The following is a 21,265-nucleotide window of genomic DNA, read 5'->3' as shown; positions in this document are numbered from 1 at the left end:
GAAGTGCCCTGGAGGACCGGTTCAGATCAGTTTGCCGGCCTCGGGCCACAGCGTGTAGTAAATGCCGTTCAGGAGGATGCCCAGACCCAGGTCCAACAGCAGGATGACGACGAACGAATAGACGAATGCGCCGGTCGCGGCACGGCCCACGCCTTCGGCGCCCGGATCGCAATTGAAGCCCCGGTGGCAACTGATCAGGGCAATGGCCGCCCCGAACGACAGGCTCTTGAATACGCCGGCAAACAGGTCGAACACGCCGACCAGCTTGTGCGTGTTGCTCCAATAGTGGTGCGAGTCGATCCCCAGGAGGATGCTGCTGTAAAAGAAGCCGCCGACGATGCCCATGAAGTCGGCCATGATCGTCAGCGACGGGATCAGCACGAGGCAGCCCAGGAAACGCGGCACGACGAGGTAATGGATCGGGTTGGCGCCCATGCTGGCCAGCGCGTCGATCTGTTCGGTGACTCGCATCGTGCCCAACTCGGCGGCCATCGCGCTGCCGACGCGCCCAGCGAGCATCGTGGCCGCCAGCACGGGGCCCAGCTCGCGGACGAGCGTCAGATTGATCACCGCGCCCAGGCGAGTTTCCATGCCGATCAAGCGGAATTGGTCGTAGCTTTGCACGGCGAGCACCATGCCGATGAACGTGCCCGTCAACGCAATCACCGGGAGACTGAGCACGCCGATCTGGTAGAAATTCGGCAGCAATGTCTCGCGGCAGGGCAGCCGTGTGAGCAGCCAGACGCAGGTCCGCATGATGAAGACCGAAACGTCGCCGATCGCGGCCACCCAGTTGAGCAGCAGCTCGCCGAACCGCGCAATCCAATCGATCGTGGCCTGAATCGGCTGCCACGAAGCGGCGGTACTGGGCGGAGAGCGGCGGGCAGTGGCCATGGTTCACCAGCAGTGCATGCAGGCACGGGCGCACTCCGGGCGCGCCGGTCCCTAGTTTCGACACGACATCCCGGGGTCTTGAATCGATCGTAACGATTCTTGCGACTTGGGCGAATGACCCGTTGAGGTAAGGCGCGAAAACCTTGCCGGCGCAAGCAACAGGCCGCCCGACATTTCGCCGGGCGGCCTGATGAGTGTCCGCTGGTGAGGAGCGCGGGCGCCCGGGGTCAGCCTTGGGCGGGCGGATTGCTGGCAGTGCCTTCACCGCCCCCGGTGCCGGCGGTGGCCACGGCCTCGGCCGGCTCGCCGACCGAGCCGATGAATTGCAGTTGCTTGCGTCCGCCGACTTCCTTGATGTCGACCGTCACCCGATCTTTCCCTTGGAATTCGCCCTTGAGCAGCTCTTCAGAGAGCGGGTCTTCGACGTAATTCTCGATCGCGCGACGCAAGGGCCGTGCGCCGAAGTCGAGGTTCGAGCCCTTCTTGATCAGGAACTGCTTGGCCTCGTCGGTCAGCGTGAGCGAAATACCGCGCTCGGACAGACGTTGCCGGACCTTGGACAACTCCATGTCGATGACTTCCTTCAAGTCCTCAGGCGCCAGGTGACGGAACACGATCACGTCGTCCACGCGGTTGAGGAACTCGGGCCGGAACACGCGCTCGATCCGCTCGTTCACGCGTTCCTTCATGCTGTCGTACGAGGCGTCGTTGTCGGGCCGTTGGAAGCCGAAGGACGACTCGTTCTTGATCGCCTCGGCACCGGCGTTGGTGGTCATGATGATGATCGTGTTGCGGAAGTCGACATTGCGGCCGAAGCTGTCCGTCAACCGGCCCTCTTCCATGACCTGTAGCAACATGTTGAACACGTCGGGATGGGCCTTCTCGATCTCGTCGAGCAGCACGACCGCGTACGGCCGGCGCCGAATCTTCTCGGTCAATTGACCACCTTCTTCGAAGCCGACGTAGCCCGGCGGGGCGCCGATCAATCGGCTGACGTTGTGCTTCTCCATGTATTCGCTCATGTCGATCTGGATCAGCGCGTCTTCGTCGCCGAACATGAATTCGGCCAGCGCCTTGGCCAGCAACGTTTTCCCGACGCCGGTCGGACCGGCGAAGATGAACGCCCCGGTGGGCCGCTTGGGATCCTTGAGCCCGCTGCGGCTGCGGCGCACGGCCTTGGCCACGCGTTCGACCGCCTGGTGCTGGCTCACGACCCGCTTGTGCAGGTCCTTTTCCATGTCCATGAGGCGCAGCGAATCTTCGGTGGTCATCCGCGTGAGCGGGATGCCGGTCATCTTCGAAACGACCTCGGCGATGACTTCCTCGTCGACCACGCCGTCGGCCTCGCGCGACTTGTCGCGCCATTCGCGGGTAATCGTCTGCTTCTTCTTCTTGAGCTTGTCGGCCTGATCGCGGAGCTGCGCGGCCCGCTCGAAGTCCTGATTGGCGACGGCCTCTTCCTTCTCCTTGTTCAGCCGTTCGACTTCTTCGTCGATCTCCTTGAGATCGGGCGGACGCGTCATCGCCCGCAGACGCACCCGCGCGCCGGCTTCGTCGATTACGTCGATGGCCTTGTCGGGCAGGCAGCGGCCGGTGATGTAACGGCCCGAGAGTTCGACGGCCGACTCAATCGCGTCGTCGGTGATTTGCACGCGGTGATGCGTCTCGTAACGATCGCGGAGCCCCTTGAGGATTTCGATCGTTTCGGCCTTGGTCGAGGGCTCGACCAGGATGATCTGGAAGCGGCGATCCAGCGCGCTGTCCTTCTCGATGTATTTGCGATACTCGTCGAGGGTCGTCGCGCCGATGCACTGGATTTCGCCGCGCGCCAAGGCGGGCTTGAGCACGTTCGAGGCGTCGATCGCCCCTTCGGCGCCGCCGGCGCCGACCAGCGTGTGCAGCTCGTCGATAAACAGGATCGTGTTCTTGGCCCGACGAACCTCGTTCATCACGGCCTTGATGCGTTCCTCGAATTGACCGCGATACTTCGTGCCGGCGACCATCATGGCCAGGTCGAGCACCACCACTCGGCGATCGGCCAGGATTTCGGGCACGTTGCCGTCGACGATGCGTTGTGCGAAGCCTTCGACGATCGCCGTCTTGCCGACGCCGGCCTCGCCCAGCAGTACGGGGTTGTTCTTCGTGCGGCGGCAGAGAATCTGGATCGCCCGTTCAATCTCCTTCTCGCGCCCGATCACGGGGTCGAGCTTGCTTTGCCGCGCGAGCTCGGTCAGGTCGCGGCCGAAGCTGTCCAAAGCGGGCGTCTTCGAGCGGCCGGCCTTCGACGATTCGCCAGTCTGGCCAGAGGCACCCGCGGCGCCCCCGCCCGGGTTGCGTTCGTTGCCTTCGCTCTCGATGCCGTGGCCGAGCAGATTCAACACCTCCTCGCGGACCTCTTCGAGCTTCAGGCCAAGATTCATCAACACCTGGGCGGCGACGCCTTCCTGCTCGCGCAGCAAGCCCAGCAGGATGTGCTCGGTGCCGACGTAGTTGTGGTTCAGGTTCCGCGCTTCCTCCATGGCGTACTCGATCACCTTCTTGGCGCGCGGCGTCTGCGGCAGCTTGCCCATGGTGACCATGTCGGGGCCGCTCTGCACGAGCTTCTCGACCTCGAGACGGATCTTGCGCAGATCGACGTCGAGGTTCTTGAGCACGTTGGCGGCCACGCCACTGCCTTCCTTGATCAGGCCCAGCAGCACATGCTCGGTGCCGATGTATTCGTGGTTGAAGCGCTGCGCCTCCTGGTTGGCCAGTTGCATCACCTTGCGGGCGCGGTCGGTGAATCGTTCGTACATCGTCGTCTCCCTCTTCGCCTGCGGCACGGCGATCGCTCAAGCGTCTGCAGGTGCTTCAGGTATAGTGCGGATTGTTCGGATTGTGGGGCGGGCTGTCGAGTGCCTGACGGAGTGAGTTGGTGGGGTGTGGGGGTGGTATTGGATTGAACTAGGGGTGTTGTCAGTTTCTTACGGTTCCGCTTCCGCTTGGTTCATGGCGGGGGCCGTGTCGGTTGGCGTCACGCCTGGTTGAGCGCCGGGGGCGGCCACTTCCTCAAGTTGTCGGAACTCTTGGGCGATTTCCCAGCTCCATTTTTCGTGTCCCGGACAACCGCGGAGCCGCTCGAGTTGTGCGCGGGCCTGATCGTATCGGTAGGTGTGGCGGAAGAGCGTGGCCAGCAGCAGCCGCGCATCGCCGTCGTGGGGCGCCGCGACCAGCAGCCGGGCCAATAGCCCTTCGGCTTCGACCCAATGCCCCTGTAAGTATTGATCCAAGGACTGGCGGAACAAGTGCCGAACCGTTTCCGGGCGTCCGGCGCGGTGTTGTCGCCACCATCGCGCGGAAAGAACGGAGGAACCGATCCAAACGGCACCAACGGCCGTCCAAACCAAGAGCCGCGCCGAGGACGAGAGAAGTTCGGTCCAGACCAGCGTCGTAGCGAGTGCCAGATTGAGCAGAACGGCCGCCGCCAGGGCCAAAGCCAAGCCCGAGCGTTCTCCATCCCACCACAATTGCGGCAACCCGGGCCAGAGGTAGCTGACCCAGGTATGACCCCGCTCTTGCGTACCTTCCATCGGCTCCGTCCTTTACGCGCAGCTCGTACCGCTCCATCGGCTGCGGAATTCTACTCTTCGCGACCGGGGGGATCAAGGCAACCGTCTGGCATGCTTACACTTAGAAATAAGTGAGTCGCGACGTGCACGCCTACGCATCGACTGTGGTGTCGCGCGGTCGCGTCCCAGAGCGACGTCGGAGCACTCGGCGGTATCCTATTATCCAGCTCGCCTGACTTTCCAAGTTGCCACTGCGGACCCACAGCCCAGCATCAGCCGTCGTGTTGCCCCGTTCGATCACTCCCGCTGTCGAGCGTGCCCTGCAGGCCGCGTCCTGTTGGACACGTTCGCACTCGGCCGGCGAAATAGGCTCGCCCGAGTTGTTACTAGGGCTCTTGTCCGAGTCGGAATGCCGGGCAGCGCTTTGGCTTGACGAACGTGCGATCGACAGCGCGGCGGTCCTGCAACGCTGGCCCGATCTCGTGCAGGTGCCCCCGCGCCTTGGTGTTACGCCGGATACCACAGCGGTTCGCGGGGTCTTTCGCGCAGCCATTTTGTGGTTAGGTCAGCAGGCCACCGACGAGGCTTGGGCCACGGAGCATTTGCTCCTGGGCATCGTAGCCAGCGAGGACGAAACGGCCCTTTGGCTGGCCGATGCCGGGTTTGCCGCGGACGAACTTGCCCGGCGGATTGGCAGCCGCTATCACGACGCCGAACTCGAACCGGCCTTGTCGCAGCCGCTCATGCTCGATTCCCCGGCGCCGGAGTCGGGCAACACCGCCTTGCGGATCATCGACGCGGCGGCCAACCGTGCCCGCGAAGGGCTGCGCGTGGTCGAGGACTATGCCCGGTTTGGGCTCGACGATCGATTTCTCACCGGCGAGCTCAAACGACTGCGGCACGATCTCGCGGCGGCGCTCGAGGCGTGGGGACCGCGCGATCTGCTGGCCAACCGCGAGACGCGGCAGGATGTCGGCACGACGGTCAGCACACCCGGCGAGTTGCTCCGCTCGGATGTCGCCGCGGTGCTCGTCAGCAATTTCAAGCGCATTGAAGAAGCACTGCGCAGCTTGGAGGAATATGGGAAGCTGACCGCGCCGGCTGCGGCCGCAGCCTGTGAGTCGCTGCGCTACCGCGCCTACACCCTGGAAAAGGCCCTGCTGACGACGCACGATGCCCGGCAAAGACTGGCCGCAGCGCGGTTGTACGTGCTGACCGACGGTGCGGCGTCCGCGGAGTCGTTCGCCGACCGAGTCGCTCTGCTCGTCGCGGTGGGCGTTGGCTGCGTCCAGTTGCGCGCCAAGGACTTAGACGATCGCGAGCTGCTGGCGCGCGCCCAGATATTGCGCGAGCTGACCCGTGACGCCGACACCTTGGCGATCGTCAACGACCGTGCCGACATCTCGCGACTGGCTCGTGCCGATGGCGTGCACCTCGGACAAGAGGACTTGTCCGTGAAGGACGCGAGGAACGTCGTCGGTCCGCGCTGCATGATCGGCGTTTCCACGCATTCGATCGAGCAGGCGCGCGCAGCGGTGCTCGACGGCGCCGATTACATTGGCGTGGGGCCAACCTTTGCGTCGACGACCAAGAGTTTTGCTGCATTCACGGGCCTGGAGCTGCTGGTGGCGGTCGCCGCGGAGCTTGGCTTGCCGGCATTTGCCATTGGCGGCATCGACGCGGCGAATCTCGACCAGGTGCTACAGACCGGCATTGTGCGGGTCGCCGTGAGCGGGGCGATCTGGAACGCCGCTGACCCGCGTGCTGCGGCCGCGGCGCTGACCGCACGCCTGGCGGCGGCGGCCGATCAGCCGACGTCGCCCAGTTCGAGCACGCGCCCGTAGCGAACCAGCACCATTTTGCGCAGCCGCTCGTGTTCGGGCCTCGCGAGACCGGGATCGGCCGCCACCAGATCGAGCGCATCGCGCCGCGCCTCGGTCAGCAGTTCGGTATCGCGCTCGAGATCGGCAATCCGTAGCGGCGGTACGCCGTGTTGGCGCGTGCCCAGCAGGTCGCCGGGTCCGCGGAGGCGGAAGTCGAGCTCGGCCAACTCGAAGCCGTCGGTCGTCTTGACGAAGGCATCGAGCCGCTGGCGGCCTTCGTCGGTCGTCGGATCGGCGAACACGCAGCAATAACCGGGAAAAGAACCGCGGCTGACGCGGCCGCGCAATTGGTGCAGTTGCGACAGGCCAAACCGTTCGCCGGCTTCGATCGTCATCAGCGTGGCGTTCGGCACATCGACGCCGACTTCGATGACCGTCGTCGACACGAGCACTTGCGTGCGGCCGGCTGCGAACGATTCCATGACGGCCTCTTTTTCCGGCGCGGTCATTCGACCGTGGATCATGCCCACGCGAAAGGCCGCCAACTCGCCGTCGGTCAGTTCCTCGTAAAGCGTTTCGACGCTCTTGGCTTCGAGCTCGTCCGACTCGTCGACCAGCGGTGCGACGACGTAGCCCTGGCGTCCGGTGCGCAGTTGCTTGCGGACGAATTCCCACCACGGCGCGCGCTGCTCGGCCGTGGCCAGGTAGGTGTGCACCGGCTGCCGCCCCGGCGGCGCCTGGCGCAAGGTCGAGACGTCGAGATCGCCGAACAGGGTCATCGCGATCGTCCGCGGGATGGGTGTGGCCGTCATGACCAGGTAATGCGGATCAGGCCCCGCTTGTTTCAAACTGGCCCGCTGCAGGACGCCGAATTTGTGCTGCTCGTCGATCACCACGAGGCCCAACCGCGAAAACAGCACCTCGCCTTGCACGATCGCTTGGGTACCCACCAGGAGCTGGATTTCGCCCGCAGCGACTGCTGCGAGCACGGCCGCGCGCCGTGCCGCAGGCAACGACCCCAGGAGCAGCCCGCAGCGCACCTGGCTGCCGGCCAGCAAGCGTTCGAGGTTGCGAAAATGCTGGCGCGCGAGGACCTCGGTCGGCGCCATGAGCGCCGCCTGGTGCCCATGCGCCACGGTCAGGAGCATCGCGTATACGGCCACGACCGTCTTGCCCGAGCCGACGTCCCCTTGGAGCAGTCGATTCATCGGTACCGTTTGGGCCATGTCGCGCGCGATGTCGGCAATCGCCTGCTGCTGGTCGGCCGTGAGTTCGAAGTCGAACCGCCGGCGTATCCGCGCGTCGATCCGCGCGTCGGCCGGCAAGGCCGGGGCGATGCGCGTGTCGTGCAACTGGCGTCGCTTGACGGCCAGCGCCAATTGCAAGACCAGCAACTCCTGATAGATGAACCGCCGGCGCGCCCGGGCCAGCGACTCCTGCGAAGTGGGAAAATGCACCTCGTACAACGCCTCGCGCAGCGGCGCGAGCCAATGTGCCTGGAGATATTCGGGCGGAAAGACCTCGTCGAGCACTTCGACGCCCTGCGCGAGTACGCCCTCGACGATCCGCCGTAGCTGGCCTTGGTTCAGCCCTTCAGTCAGCGGATAGACGGGCAGGATGCGTCCGCGCGGTGTGTCGTCGTCGTCGATCCACTGGATGCGCGGGTGGACCATCTCCCAGCGGTTTTCGCGCAGCCGAGGCTTGCCCGAGAACATGACCTGTTGCCCGACCTGAAAGCGCTCGCGCAGGTAAGGCAGGTTGAACCACAGGGCCCGCATCAAGCCACGCTCGTCGCGCAAGAGCACCGAAAGCACACTCCGGCCGCCGCGCGTGATCTTTGCATCGATGTCTTCGACGTGCCCCAAGACACTGACCAGCACGTCCTCTTCGAGCTGATCGAGCCGCCGCAAATCGCTCAGATCCTGGTAATCGCGAGGGAAAAAGAACAGCACGTCGAGAGCCGTGCGCAGACCGAGCCGCTCGAAAAGAAACGCTCGCCGAGGCCCCACGCCTTTGAGGAATTGAACGGGGGTGGCGAGTAGATCGGCCGCCGAGCGCGGCTCCAGCGGCGGCTCGGGGGTCGTGCGTGGATCCGGTTCCATGGTCCCTTCAATGTACCGCCCCGGGCGTCTACCCGGGACGGTACACGAAGGTCGATCCGGGCAACGCCGTTCATGCCTGGCCGGGCGTGTTGGTGCGGACGATCACCAGTTCGCAGACCCGGCCTTGCTTGATCCGCACGGCGATGCCGGCTTCGCGGTAGTAGCGGTAGGGCGTTTCGGCGTCGAACAAGAAGGTTCGTTCGGCGCGCCACTCGGTGCCCAACAGGGCCTCGAGCTCTTGGGCCGACATGCCGACGTGTAGCTGCGCCTCGCCGCCGCCCAGGCCCGACTGCTGCAGCGTGATGGCCGGGGCCGCTTCGTCGCGCAGAATCACCGCCAGCACCTCGTTGGTCGTGAGTAGCTCGATGCCGTAGTTCGCATAACCGCGTAGCGCCAACGATGTGCCCCGCAGCAGCGAAGTGGTCGAGTCGGCGGCGCCGAGGGCCTGTTCGACGTGCGCGGTCAAGTCGGCCAGGGAAACCAGGCGCCCTTCGCCCAGGTCGATCGTCGACACCGGCCGCCAGGTATTTCGCTCGCGTCGCGTCAACTCTTCCACGGACTTGCCCGGCAGGCCGAGTGAGTTGGATAGCTTGACATATTGCTCATAGGCGACGTTCCAGAAGACGTTCTCGGGACGAATCGTGCTCAAGTACGACTCGAACAGCCGCAGCGCGGCGCGTCTCTCGTCGGCCTGGCCCGTGACGGCCAGGACACGCGCAAGGTTCAGTTCGAGAGCCGCCTCGAGCGTGTGATAGCTGCTCTCCGAGGGAGCAAACTCCCGGGTGGCCTGCACCGCCAGCAGGGCTTGCTCGACGAGCCTCGGATCGCCGTCCGGGCGGCCGGCCGTGGCATTCACGAGGATCGCGGCGCGCACCAACGGGTCGATCGACTCGAACTTGCCGCTGGCCAGCGTGCTGAGCACCTCGCTAAACAATCGCTCGGCCTGACCCACGTCCTTGCCCTCCGGCGAGACGAGATAGGCCACGGCCAGGTTGGCTTTGACCAGCAACAAATCGTCGCGGAGCACGAGCGCTTGGCGCATCGCGCCGACGGCCTCGAACCACAATTCGGTGACGTCTTTGCCGCGGTCGATCTCGGCCTCGAGCTGCTCGGCCGCATGATAGAAGCCGCCGACGACGAGATGACCGATATCGAAGTCGCGCAGATCGTCGGCCGCCAACTGTTCGCAGTATTGCATCAACAAGGCGTATCCAAGGTTGGCGTAGCCCTCGTGGCATTTGGGAAACGCCTGGACGACGCGGCGGAAACAGGCCTCGGCCAGGGCATATTGCTCCGTTTCGAGGAAGAACACGCCGTCGCGGAAAGTGGCCATCGACCGCCAGAGCAACTGCTGGTTCTCGTCGCTTTCAACCAGCTCGCAGCGCGCTTCCCAGGCGGGGTGGTCCTTGGTCAGGCCCTCAGGGCTGCTGTATTGGCGGTACTGGCGCCGGCTGTTGCGCATGTTCATGCGCAGCTTCTCGATATCGAAGCGCGCCTCGAGTGCCTTCTGCATGCCGAACAGATCGGCCTCAGATTCCATCTCACGGTCCGTGGCGCAGACCAACAACGGAATCTCGTGGCCGTCGAAGTGCTCGACGATCTTGCTGCCGCGGCGCGAATGGTCCAGCACCAGGTGACCCAACTCGTGGGCTATCGTGAAGGCCAACGCATCGGGGTCGAATTCGGCGATCAGCTCGATCTCGCCGGCATACACTCGGATTTGTGGCACGCGCTTGCCGTCGATGTACACGGGGCCGGCGTTGGCGTTGCAATCGTCGGAATCGATCACCACCAGGCGCGGCGGCCACTCGTCCCAGCCGCTGGGCCGTTCGACCACGGTCAGTAACTGATCGAGCACCTGCCGGCAGAGCTGTTCGTGCCGCGTCAGGTCCCGGGCCACGGCCGCACGCAGCGGACAGATCACCGTCAGGGTGAGAAGTGACAACAAGATCAATCGAATGGGAACGCAGCGCAGGGCAGACATGGCGGGCACCTCGGCGGCGGGTGGACTAGGGTGGGGGTCGGAACGGCCGGTCACACGAAACCTTGCCTTCCGAAACAACAGACGCCCCCCGGCCGCCGCGAGTTCCGCGATCGGGCAATTGCGGCCAGCAGGCCGAGAAAATGCCGGAAATTCAGCCGAGCTGTTCGGCCGGGACCGATGCCGCGGCCGGGCGGGCCAGCAGGCGGCGGGCAAGAGCCTGCAACCAATCTTCGCTCGGCGGGCCGAAGGGGCGGAACTTTTCCAGCCGTCCCTCGTCTTCAAAAAAGGCCAAGGCCCGGTAGCGCCCCAGTTGCGCCGCCGCCGGCGTGTCGATCAGCAGGCTCGAATCGGCGCCGCTCATCTGCAGCAGGATCCGCACCTCGAATTCCTTGAGCGCCTGTCTTTGTAGGGTGCGATTGAATCCGGCAAGCGTGTCGCACCATACCCACACGTGCAGGCCCCACTCCGGACCCTCGCGGAGGAGTTCGCTGAACTGCCGATCGGGCTTGGGGCCAGCGGCCTCGCTGCTGCGCGAAAAGCTGAACTCTTCCTCGGTGTGCCGCAACAGACGCAACCGCGCTAGGTCGAGCACGGCCAGGATGCGCGTCGGCCCGGCAGCACCCGCTTCTCGGCGCCGCGCCAGCTCATCGGCAAATTCTTGCAAGATGTTCTTGGCCCCGGCGGCCTCGACGTGGCGAATGCGCCGCGGCAGGCTGGCCGCCAAGCGCCGCGCGGTGGCGCCGATCGACGCCTCGTCCGCGCTGCCGTCGAGCAGAACCAGCGTCGGGTCGACTTCCGCCGTGTCGTCTTTGGCAGTCAACTGCGCGAGCAGGCTGGCCGCCGCCGCGCCGAGCATGCCGGCCACCGCCTCGTCGTTTTGTCCGAGCCACAACAAGTTGCCGCCGCTGCGCCGCCGGACGGTGACGCTCGTAGCCGCTTCGATCGCCAACGGCTCGCCGAGCAAGAGCCGCGGTGCCCGCGCTTCGCGCGCGGCGGCGCCGTCCAGCAGCTCACGAACCTCGTCGTTGTCTTCGAGGCTGGCCGGCCGGGCGCCTTCGAACACGATGGGCCTTGGCCGCGGCGCGCTTGGCCGCTCGGCCAGCAGCCGCTGGATCGCGGTCAAGTAGGCCTCGCGGCGCTCGTCGGCCAGCCAGACGATCTGGAACAAGTGGTTTCCCTCGAGCAATCCGCCGGCGTCGTTGTAGATCGCCTCACCCGGCCGCGCCAGCAGCCGCGCGGCCGTGTTGTCTTCGCCGAGGATCAGATGGGCGTCGTTCTCGCTGCATTGCAAAGCAATCCGCACGGCCATCTGCCCCAAAGTGCTGCGGGCCAGCGAATAGGCGCCGCCCAGCGTTTGCGAGCCGAGGTGCACGTGGATGCCGAAGGCGCGTCCCTGCCTGACCAACCGGTCGAGCAACAAGGAAGCCTCTTGCGAGATCTTGTCTTCCTCGGTGAAAAATTCCTGGAACTCGTCGACGATCAGCAAGATGCGCGGCAGGGTGTGTCCGGCATCGCGATAACCGCCCAGGTCTTGCACGCCGTGCTGGCGGAACAACTCGCCGCGCACCTGCATTTCGGCGTCGAGCCGTTGCATCACGCTGAGACCGAACTCGCGTTCGCTCTCGATGGCCACGACCCGGGCATGCGGCAGCCGGTGGGTGACGTAGGTCTTGAACTCGACCCCCTTCTTGAAGTCGATCAGATACAGTTCCAACTCGTCGGGACTATAGCGCAAAGCGGCATTGGTGATCAGCGCGTGCAGCAAGGTCGACTTGCCCGAGCCCGTCTTGCCGGCGATCAGGACGTGTTGCGAGGTGCCCTGCCCCAGCCTGAGCAGTTGCAACCGCGTGGCGCCGGCACGACCTAAGGGAACTTCAATCCCGCGGCGGCTGTCGCTCGCCCAGTAATCGCTTTCCGGCGGGGCCACGGCCTCGAACGGTACCTCGACGCGCCGCATGCCCAGCGCGGCGGCCCCGACGCGTTGCAGGATGTCGCGGCAGAGGTCGCTCGGAGGCAGATCGTCGATCGCTAGCCGCAGATCCTTGAAATCGGCGTCGTGCCAGGTCACTTCGTCGCCGGCGATCGTGAACACCGTGGCCTGCCGGCGCAATTCTGCCAGGTCGATGCCCGGCAGGTTCGGCAGCTTGGCGTCGACGCTCACCAGCGTCAGCACGCCGCAGCGCGGACCCGTCTGCGCAATATTGAGCAGCCGCCGGGCCGAGGCCTCGGTGAAGCCGGCTGGAAAGTTCGCCACGACCAGCACGCGAAACGGCTCGGCGATCTCGCCGGCGCGCAGGTTGTACTCTTCGATCGAGGCGAACTCCTCGCGGAGATACTTCTGGATGATCGTTTCCATGTGCTCGGTCAGATCGGCCAAGCGCTGGTCGATGTGCTGCGGCTCGGTCCAGATCCGGCTGGCGACGAGGGCCTCGTCGTGATCGGCCAGGTGCATGAACGTGGCGAAATTCTGACCCAGGCCGACCGGGTCGACAAACGTCAGTCGGACCTTGCCTGGCGGCAGCGCCGTGAGCAGCCGCAGCGTGAACAGGCGCAGCAGTTCGATCGCTCGCTGGCGTCCCTGACCCGATGCACGCACATACACCGACGATCCGCCCGGGAAATCCACGAGCGCCGGCAGGGTGAAGGAGGCCAGCGTTCCGCGATCGTCGCCGGGGCCCTGATCCGGTGGCGCTGCCTCGCCGACGATCGACAGATTGCCGAACCGCAGCGCAGGCGGCGAGCACTCGGGCGGCCGCCAACTGGGTGCGGCGATCGCGCTCCAATCGGGGCACGCGCGGTCGGCCGCTTCGCTGATGGCTGCCAATTCGTTCCGCGCCTCGGTCAGCGCTTGTTGCCATTGCCGCAAAGCCTGATCGCGGGCCGCGCGGTGGGCCAGACGCGCAGCGTCGAGCTCCGTGGTGTATCCCGAACGCGCGGCGGCCGCATCGCTTTGCCGGCGCGACTCGGCCGCAGCGAGCGTCTCCTGGTGCGTCTTTTGCGCCTCACGGCGATCAGCGTCGTGGCGCACTTGCAGCTCGTCGAGCCGCTGGCCGGCGGTGACCGTCAGTTGCGGCAGCTCTTGTTCCTCGCGCCGGCGACAACGTTCCAGGATCGGCTCGGCCTCGGACTTTGCACGGGTCGTCTCCGCGTCGCGTTGTTCGCGGCTCTCGGTCTTGCGACGGTCGTGCTGAGCCTCGGCCGCGGCCAAAAGGCGGCGACAGCAAGCCTCGGCGGCGCGGACTTCTGCCACGAGCGGCTCGCCGGCCGCGCGGTACTGTTGCCGGGCCACGGCGCGCAGCCAGAAATACATGCCCAGACCTGCCACGATGCTCGCGACCGATGCTCCGATGGCCCACGGTTGCGGCTGCCAGGCAGAAACCAGGCCGGCCAATGGGGTGATGACCAGCGCGGCAAGGAATACCATGCCGAACCAACCGAGCGATTGGACCGCGCGCGGCAGACGCAGCGACTGCAAGGTGTGCAAGTGTGCCTGCGCAGCCGACAGCGCCTCGTTCAGTCGATCGACGGTGGCCTCGTTGGCTGGCACGTCGGTTTCGCCGGCCGCGAGCGGCTCGGCCATCAGCGGCGCCACAGTTGCTTGTGCCGCCGCCTCGAGTTGCAGGGCCAAATTTCGCCGTTCTGCCAACCGTTGGCGCGAGGCCTCGAATTCGGACCCGAGGCGCTTCTTCATCGCGTCGTAAGTGGCCTGCGCCATCCACTTGGTCTCTTCGACCGCGCGTCGGGCCTTGTTCGTGTCGCGTTTGATCTTGCTGGTGAGCTTGTCGATGGCGTCGTGGCATTCGCGCTCGATCGCCTCGTGCTGACGCTCGAAGTTGGCGGCCAACGTCCGCTGCGTCGTGGCCAGCACGCTTTCGGCCAGCCCCAGGGCCGACCGATAGCGGTTTTCCGCCGCGGCCAGCATCTCGTCGCGCCGCTCGGTGATCTCACGCTCGGCGCGGCGCCACCCCGCGTCGGCCGACGACTCCAGCGTCCCGCACGCGCTCGCCAATTCGGTCAAGGCACGCAAGACGGCGCGTTCGCGCTCCACCAGGTTGGCCCGCGGTTCACCCGAGCTCACGGCGACTTACACTCCTCGTGGGCCTTGTTCAGCACCTCGGCCAGCCGCTCGACGGCCTGCAGCGTCGAAGCGACTTTGGGGACGATCGGGTCGAGACGCAGCCGCGCAAAATCGCGGCTGGCGGCGTCGTCCCAGTCTTCGCGGGTCGCGTCCCAGCGCAGTCTCAAGGTGCGAATCGCGTGGATCAGCCGACCGCGTCCGTCCTGCAGGCTCATAGTTCTTGCTCCTCGGCGTCAGCGGGTTTCGCGGCCACGGGCTCTGGGGCGCCCGGCTGTGCCAGGGTTGGCTGCGCTTCGTTCGGCAGGGACCGTTCGGCGGGTTGGGGGATTTCGGTACCGGGGACCGGCGCAGCCAGGTACTCGTTCAGGCGGGCCAGAATCCGGTCCAGGTGAGCGATCGCATCCGGCACTTCAATCGACACGACCGCGGCGAGCGTTTCGGCATGTGTGAAATAATCGCTCGCGGCCTGCTCGACGATGGGCAGCCACCGTCGCACGGCGGCCAGCGTCTCTTCCGCTTGCTCGAGGGCCCGCTTCGCGGCGGCCAGTACTTTCTTTTCCTGCAGGCACGAGGGCGTGCGGTTCGGATCGATCGTGGCCGTCATGCAGCGATGCAAATCGTTCTTGGCCTCGATCACCCGTTCCTCGCGGACGCGCACTTCGCGCTGCCAGCGTCCCACTTGCTCGTGCTTGAGCCATTTGAGAAAGTTCTGCACCTCGGCCCGGACGATAACGAGCGCCTGGTCGGCATCTTCGCGAAACAGGCAGAGCGCCGAGCGAAACGCTTCAAGGGCCGCGAGCGATTTGACCTCGGCCGTGCGGTTCATGAAACCCTGCTGCTGGAGCCGCGGTTAGCGCTGGCGCAAGTATTCTTCGAGTCGCTCGGCCTTGCGCAGCAGAAATGGAACGTGTTCTTCCGAGGCGGCTACGAACCGGCCGATGGATTGCAGCGCCTGCTGGAACTCGTCGGCGAATTTCTGATGCTCTTGATCTCGCCAAGACTCGCTCAACGAGCGGAACTGGCCGTGAAGCGCCGTCATCTGGGACTGCAGCTCGCCGTTGAATCGGCGCAAATTTTGCGCAAAGCGGCGCAGCTCGTTCGGATCGGCAATGGCTTGGGACATGAAAGACCTCTCCCCGCGCGCGGGGGGCGACCCAAGGAAAGAAAGCTCTGCTACCGGAAGAAAAGACGCCTCTCCCAGTTCAGTTTAGGCGCGCGGAGTGAGACTGTAAATGTTGCGGTCGGGTAGACCGGATCGTGCCGCTGCCACCGTCATTGCTTGAGTAACCAGACCTCGGCCACCTGCGGACCGCGGCCGGGCCCGCCGCGACCAGGCGGCGATTCGAACAGCAGCTCCAAGTGTCCCTCGGCGGTTGCCTCGTGCGGCACGTCAAACTCCACGGGCGAGAGCGGCCGTGGCTTGTCGATCCATGCGTGGATCGGCCTGGCCGGGTGTTCGGTCGACAGCCGCACCTGCACCTCGTCGTTGTCACCGCCGTAGACCACGCGGACGCGATACGCGGCCTGCGGGTCGAGTTCCTCGTAGCGCATCCGCAGCGGCTGCTCGTAGAGCGTGTCGAGGTGCGTACACCACGAGATGCGCCAGGTGGGGTCGTTTTCAAATCCGGTCGTCGGCCAGATCAGTGGATCGCGATAGCCCGGCTCGTGATCGACCTTGGGAAACACGACATGCGGCTGGCGGTTGGGGACCCCCAAATCGTCATAAAAACTTCCCGCGGGCGGCGAGTCCCAATGGACCAATTCGTCGATCCGCGCTCGACGCTCTGACTCGTCGGTAAGCGCGCGAATGGCCTTCAACTCGCGCCGCAGCCAGTTGCGGTTGTTCAAAGGCACGTCGACCGTATCGAGATTCGCGCCGCGGCCCACCTCGATGGCGTCGTACAACTTGACCGAAAGCTGCATGCGGATGCTTTGAAACAGCGCCTCGGCAAGTTGAAAGACGCGCGTCCGCAAGTCGCCGGCGACTGGAAAGGCCTCGGCCAACGCCAGGTGTTGTTCGGCCCGATCGAGTGTCGCGAGCGATTGACCCGGGGGTACGTCGGCCAATACCCGGCGGACTTCTTTTTCCCGGTCGCGTTCATAAGCCGCGCGGCGGGCGACGTAGGCATCGTAATAGGCCCGGTACAGCGGCTGGAGCAGGCGCCAATTGCGCCGCAAGGCCGGCGGCGCCGAACGCTCGATCGCCTGCCAGGTCTTGAGCGTGTCCTGGATGGTCTGCTCCGCGTGGGCCGCGTTGCGCCAATTGTCTTCCAGTTGTAAGAACGCCTGCGGCGGCGCGACGCCCTCGCCGAGAAAGTACCGGCCGTAGTCTTCGAGGATCTGCTCGACTTCGTACGCCGGGTCCCAACCTTTGAGCGACCAGACGATCTTGTTCACGTCGTCGTTGCAGCCCTCGGAATAGGTACCGAAGCCGATCGAGTAGTCGATCGTCTGAGCGAATATCGCCGCCTCGGCGCGCGGCCGCGGGTTGATCACTTCGCGGGCCTCGGTCCGGGCAAAGGCGACGTCCCAGTCGAGCACCGGGTACTGGCACCGCATGCTGTGCGTGATGTCGGGATACAACCGGATCGGATACCGGCGCGGCAATTGCTCGCGCAACTGTTGCACCGTGATGCGGGTCTGTGGGCCGAAGCCGATGCCCGTCAACCAGGTCGGCTCGGCGCGCAGCAACTCGAGCATTTCGGCGAACCACTCGCCGGTGAAGCTCTGGACGGTGACCCACATCTCAGCGCCGGGGTGCAGCTTGACGAGCTGCGCCGTTTGCGCCTCGAGCAGGCGCATCAATTCGCGCGGGCGCGTATGGCCGGGGTCGCCGCTGGGCACGAAGATCGCATCGACGCGCGGCAGGTGCTTGAGCACGGCGCCCCATTCCTCGACGCTCCGGGCAATCGCCGCGTCGGTCGAGTAGTCTTCGTCCATCGCCGGGTACCAGATCCAGACGTCGAGTCCCAGTTCGTCGCAGATCCGCGACATGCCGGCCATCATTTCCAACGGTGGCCGCGGAAAATGCGGGCTGTCGGCGTCGTCGTCCGAGCGTGGCGGGATCAATTCGATCATGTTCGAGCCGAACACCGCCAGATCGGCGATGTACCGCTCCCATTGATCGAGGTCCCAGGCGTCGTAACTGTTCGTCTTGGGGCGATAACCGAGTTGATGACCGCGAACCGCGTGGGCCGGCGCCGTGTCGTGCCGCATGTCGCCGGGCAACGAAACCTGGCCGGGCCGCATCCGCAGTTCGCGCAACAGCCGGCCGACGCCGAACAACACCCCGCGTTCGTCATTGCCGACCACCGCGATGCTCGCCGTGCGGTCGGACCGTTGGAGCGTGCGCAGCAGGTAGCCCTCGGGACGATCGTTGCCGCGGATTTCATTTTCCGGCAGCGCCGCCGAGAACTCGGCCAATTGTGCTCGTTGGCCGACGACGATGACGGCCTGGCGCGCGTCTTCCGGCCAGGTGTGTGCGACCGTCCAGCGGACGCGCGAGCGGGCCTCGACTTCGTCGAGCAAGAGCTTGACGGCCCGCTGCTGGCGCGGTGGAGATTGCGCCGGCACGACGACCACGGCTGCCGTCAGGTCGAGCGACGCCGCGTCGGCGGCTGCGGCCAACAAAGGAAGGAACAAACACCCCAGCACCAACCCGCCCAGTATCCGCATCGTAAGACACTCCCAATTCCGGCTGCCCGGGGGCAGTGTAATCGCCGCCCTGGGCGCTCGCGACCGAGGGTCGCCCGCGCAGCTCGCCCGCGTCTCGGGCCCGGCCGGTCGCTTGCATTGGGCGCCCAAACCGTCAACAACAACTTCGCTTCCCGTGGAAAGGAACCGATCGATGGACTGGGACCCCAAACGTTACCTGCAATTTGGCGATTATCGCACGCGGCCTGCCGCCGACCTGTTGGCGCGGATTCCTCTGGACGCGCCGCCCCGCGTGGTCGACCTCGGCTGTGGGCCGGGCAATTCGACCCGCCTGCTTGTCGAGCGCTGGCCGCAGGCCCAGGTGACCGGCGTCGACGCGTCGGCCGAGATGTTGACGTCGGCGCGGTCGGCCGACGATCTGCGCGGCGTGTGTTGGATCGAGTCGACCGCCGAAGCGTGGACACCCGACGCGCCGCCGGACGTGATCTTCTCGAACGCCATGTTGCAGTACGTCGCCGATCACGCGCGGTTCTTTCCCAAGTTGCTGGCCGCGCTCGCGCCCGGCGGCGTGCTGGCGATCCAGATCCCCTATCGCATGCCGGGCCAGAAGTGGGTCAACGAGCTGCACGCGGTCGCGGGCGAGGCGCCGTGGCGCGAGAAGTTCGACACGCTGTATTGGGGGCGCCCCGATGCCGCGCCCGCGGAGTATTACAACTACCTCGCCTCGCAGGCCGAGCAGGTCGACGTCTGGATGACGGAGTATCTGCACGTGCTCGAAGGCGACGACCCGGTGCTGCGCTGGACGCGCGGAACCGCGATGTTGCCGTTCTTGATGCGGCTCGAGGAGTCGGAGCGGCCCGAATTCGAGGCGCGCTATGCGGAGCGTCTGCGGGCCGCCTACCCTCGGCGCGACGATGGCCGGACCTTGTTCCCGTTCGTTCGGTTATTTCTTGTGGCCAGGGCCCGCGGAAACTAGGCTCATACGCGCAAGCGTCGGCGCTGTTTTTTTCCCGGAGGCTCCCATGCGTATGGCCCCTGTGCTGCTGTTCATCGCGACTCTGCTCGGAGCGACCGCCTGCCTGGCGGCCGAGCCCGAGCTGGTATCGGTCAAGAAGATCTGGGACGCCGGGCAGCACAATGCGTTCACCGACCTGGCGCGGTTTCGCGATGCCTGGTACTGCACTTTTCGCGAGGCGCAAGGTCACGTCGGCGGCGACGGCCTACTGCGCATCCTCCGTTCGGCGGACGGCGACACCTGGGAGTCGGCCGCGCTGCTGGAAGAAGCAGGCATCGACCTGCGCGACCCGAAACTGTGCATCACCAGCGATGGCCGGCTGATGGTCGTCGCCGGCGGGTCGGTTTATCGCGGCGACACGAAGCTGTTGGGCGCCCAGCCGCGGGTGTTCTTCTCGCCCGACGGCACGACCTGGACCCCGCCCCACCCGGTGCTGTCCGACGGGGATTGGTTGTGGCGCGTCACCTGGCACGAGGGCCGCGCCTATGGCGTGTCGTATCCGGCGGGGCCCAACGCGGGCGAACGCAAGTTCCCGGTGCTCTATGCGAGCGACGACGGCATCGACTATCAGCCGGTCGTCGAGTGGCAGCTTCGCGGCGAGGCGAACGAGACGACCCTGCGCTTTACGGCCGACGGCCAGATGGTGGCCCTGGTGCGCAGCGACGGAAAGGCGGCCCAGGGCTGGATCGGCAGCAGCCGGGCGCCCTATCGCGATTGGACCTGGCACGAGCTGCCCGAACGCTGTGGCGGGCCCGACTTCATCGTGCTCGACGACGGCCAGATGTGGGCGGCGGGCCGGCGCACGACGGGTCCGGCCTCGACGGTCGTGGCGCGGATGACGCTTTCGACCTACGAACCGCTGTTGACGCTACCGAGCGGAGGCGACACCAGCTACCCGGGCCTCGTCTTTCACGACGGATTGCTGTGGGTCAGCTACTACTCGTCGCACGAGGGCAAGACGAGTATCTATCTGGCGAAGGTCAAACTGCCGGAAAAGACGGCGGAGTAGCCGGGCAATACGAACGTCTGCGCGTGGCGCGGATTGTTGCCAAGCGGATTCACCGCTTGGCACCGAAGCAGCTCGCTTGAAACGCTTGTATGGCCGGGGAAGCCGCAACAACACGCCAGGTTCAAGCTTCTTGTCTTCCAACCGATGCTCGCGGAGCGGATGACCGATGAAGGTTCACGATCGTCTGCTCGCCAGGCAAGTTGAGATCGTGGACTCGCGCGGCGTGTGTCGGTGTTTGCTTGCCGCGTCGACAGACGACTTTGTGGATATCTCGCTGCGCGATCGACAAGGCGTCACGTGCCTGAGCTTGGCGATGGATGAGCAAGATCGGCCGAACATCACATTCTTTGCGAATTCGGGCGCCGTGATCCTTTCGGTGGGAGTTGGTTCGGCGGATCGCGCCGGGGTTACCATGTACGATTCGAATGGCAAGCCTGTGTTGTTGGCGTTCGTTGACAAGCAGGGCTCGTTCAAAATCGCGCGTCCGCGCAAGGCGGACGCTCAAAGCGTTGCGCGGCGCAGGTCAAAAACGGCCCCGAAAGAAATGGCTGCGAAGAAGGCCTTGAACAGGAAGCCGACAAGGAGGGCTGCCAAGGGCCGAACCGCAAGAAAATCGTCGTAGGATTTTGTTGAGACCTGGTCGGCACTACAGATACCGCTGATACGCCGCTACGGCCAGTTCGTCGCAGCGTTCGTTCTCGGGGTGGCCGCTGTGGCCGGCGACGTGGGTGAACGTCAGTCGGTGCTGGGCCACGAGCTCGTCGAGCTTGCGCCACAGGTCTTCGTTCTTGACCGGTACCAGCCGCTTGCCGTCGCGGCGCTGCCAGTCGTTGGCCTTCCACTTGGCCATCCATTCGGTGAGCCCCTTGCCGACATAGTTGCTGTCGGTGACCAACTCGACCCGCGCAGGGCGCGTCAGCGCCTCGAGCCCACGGACCACCGCGGTCAGCTCCATGCGGTTATTGGTCGTTTCTTCCTCGGCGCCCGATTGCTCGACTTCCTTCCCCGAGCCGGGATGCCGGAGGATGTAAGCCCAGCCGCCCGGGCCGGGATTGCCGCTGCAGGCCCCGTCGGTAAAGAGCACCACTTCCGAGTCGGGAGCCGCCTTGTTCTGCTTCGCCATCCTGGTTCCGCCTGCCGCATCAATGGGGAAAACAC

The 21,265-nt window shown here is 65.5% G+C and carries 15 protein-coding genes; 4 read left to right on the top strand and 11 right to left on the bottom strand.

Features of this window, described 5'->3' with window-relative positions; translation table 11 throughout:
- Positions 1–21: 21 nt before the first annotated feature.
- The 3 genes from K1X74_18510 to K1X74_18500 all read right to left on the bottom strand — a co-directional run bounded on the left by K1X74_18510 (position 22) and on the right by K1X74_18500 (position 4,463).
- Positions 22–894: an ABC transporter permease gene (locus K1X74_18510; protein MBX7168335.1), complete on the bottom strand. Its 873-nt coding sequence runs from the start codon at positions 892–894 to the stop codon at positions 22–24.
- Positions 895–1,121: 227 nt separating this feature from the next.
- Positions 1,122–3,689 carry an ATP-dependent Clp protease ATP-binding subunit gene (locus tag K1X74_18505; protein MBX7168334.1) on the bottom strand — a complete coding sequence of 856 codons (2,568 nt, stop codon included), beginning with the start codon at positions 3,687–3,689 and terminating at the stop codon, positions 1,122–1,124.
- Positions 3,690–3,857: 168 nt separating this feature from the next.
- Complete coding sequence (locus K1X74_18500; protein ID MBX7168333.1) at positions 3,858–4,463, bottom strand: hypothetical protein; 606 nt, start codon at positions 4,461–4,463, stop codon at positions 3,858–3,860.
- A 260-nt stretch (positions 4,464–4,723) separates the two neighbouring features.
- Here K1X74_18500 and K1X74_18495 point away from each other — a divergent pair, with 260 nt between their 5' ends.
- Positions 4,724–6,286 carry a thiamine phosphate synthase gene (locus K1X74_18495; GenBank protein ID MBX7168332.1) on the top strand — a complete coding sequence of 521 codons (1,563 nt, stop codon included), beginning with the start codon at positions 4,724–4,726 and terminating at the stop codon, positions 6,284–6,286.
- Here the strand turns inward: K1X74_18495 and recG are convergent.
- The 7 genes from recG to K1X74_18460 all read right to left on the bottom strand — a co-directional run bounded on the left by recG (position 6,250) and on the right by K1X74_18460 (position 18,104).
- Positions 6,250–8,367 (bottom strand): ATP-dependent DNA helicase RecG, encoded by a 2,118-nt coding sequence (gene recG, locus K1X74_18490; protein MBX7168331.1) that lies wholly within the window; start codon positions 8,365–8,367, stop codon positions 6,250–6,252. The two genes, K1X74_18495 and recG, sit on opposite strands and share 37 nt — an antisense overlap.
- 70 nt (positions 8,368–8,437) lie before the next feature.
- Entirely contained in the window at positions 8,438–10,351 is a 1,914-nt protein-coding gene (locus K1X74_18485; protein ID MBX7168330.1) for a hypothetical protein, read from the bottom strand.
- A 151-nt stretch (positions 10,352–10,502) separates the two neighbouring features.
- Positions 10,503–14,429 carry a hypothetical protein gene (locus K1X74_18480; protein ID MBX7168329.1) on the bottom strand — a complete coding sequence of 1,309 codons (3,927 nt, stop codon included), beginning with the start codon at positions 14,427–14,429 and terminating at the stop codon, positions 10,503–10,505.
- Positions 14,426–14,644, bottom strand: a complete 219-nt coding sequence (locus tag K1X74_18475; protein MBX7168328.1) for a hypothetical protein — start codon at positions 14,642–14,644, stop codon at positions 14,426–14,428. Before K1X74_18475 ends, K1X74_18480 begins: the two co-directional genes overlap by 4 nt.
- The gene (locus K1X74_18470; protein MBX7168327.1) at positions 14,641–15,255 is read right to left on the bottom strand and encodes a hypothetical protein; all 615 of its coding nucleotides are present in this window, start codon (positions 15,253–15,255) and stop codon (positions 14,641–14,643) included. Before K1X74_18470 ends, K1X74_18475 begins: the two co-directional genes overlap by 4 nt.
- Positions 15,256–15,279: 24 nt before the next feature.
- The gene (locus K1X74_18465) at positions 15,280–15,552 is read right to left on the bottom strand and encodes a WXG100 family type VII secretion target (protein ID MBX7168326.1); all 273 of its coding nucleotides are present in this window, start codon (positions 15,550–15,552) and stop codon (positions 15,280–15,282) included.
- A 149-nt stretch (positions 15,553–15,701) separates the two neighbouring features.
- Positions 15,702–18,104, bottom strand: a complete 2,403-nt coding sequence (locus K1X74_18460; GenBank protein ID MBX7168325.1) for a hypothetical protein — start codon at positions 18,102–18,104, stop codon at positions 15,702–15,704.
- 172 nt (positions 18,105–18,276) lie between these two features.
- Here K1X74_18460 and K1X74_18455 point away from each other — a divergent pair, with 172 nt between their 5' ends.
- The 3 genes from K1X74_18455 (at position 18,277) to K1X74_18445 (ending at position 20,729) form a co-directional block, all read left to right on the top strand.
- The gene (locus tag K1X74_18455) at positions 18,277–19,059 is read left to right on the top strand and encodes a methyltransferase domain-containing protein (protein ID MBX7168324.1); all 783 of its coding nucleotides are present in this window, start codon (positions 18,277–18,279) and stop codon (positions 19,057–19,059) included.
- Between the two features lie 46 nt (positions 19,060–19,105).
- The gene (locus tag K1X74_18450; GenBank protein ID MBX7168323.1) at positions 19,106–20,107 is read left to right on the top strand and encodes a glycoside hydrolase; all 1,002 of its coding nucleotides are present in this window, start codon (positions 19,106–19,108) and stop codon (positions 20,105–20,107) included.
- Positions 20,108–20,273: 166 nt separating this feature from the next.
- Positions 20,274–20,729: a hypothetical protein gene (locus tag K1X74_18445; GenBank protein MBX7168322.1), complete on the top strand. Its 456-nt coding sequence runs from the start codon at positions 20,274–20,276 to the stop codon at positions 20,727–20,729.
- A 24-nt stretch (positions 20,730–20,753) separates the two neighbouring features.
- Here the strand turns inward: K1X74_18445 and rnhA are convergent, their stop codons facing one another.
- Positions 20,754–21,230 carry a ribonuclease HI gene (rnhA, locus tag K1X74_18440; protein ID MBX7168321.1) on the bottom strand — a complete coding sequence of 159 codons (477 nt, stop codon included), beginning with the start codon at positions 21,228–21,230 and terminating at the stop codon, positions 20,754–20,756.
- Between the last annotated feature and the right edge of the window lie 35 nt (positions 21,231–21,265).

The organism is Pirellulales bacterium (genome assembly GCA_019694435.1).
GTDB lineage: Bacteria > Planctomycetota > Planctomycetia > Pirellulales > JAEUIK01 > JAIBBZ01.
This window is presented reverse-complemented; position numbering and strand designations above follow the sequence as displayed.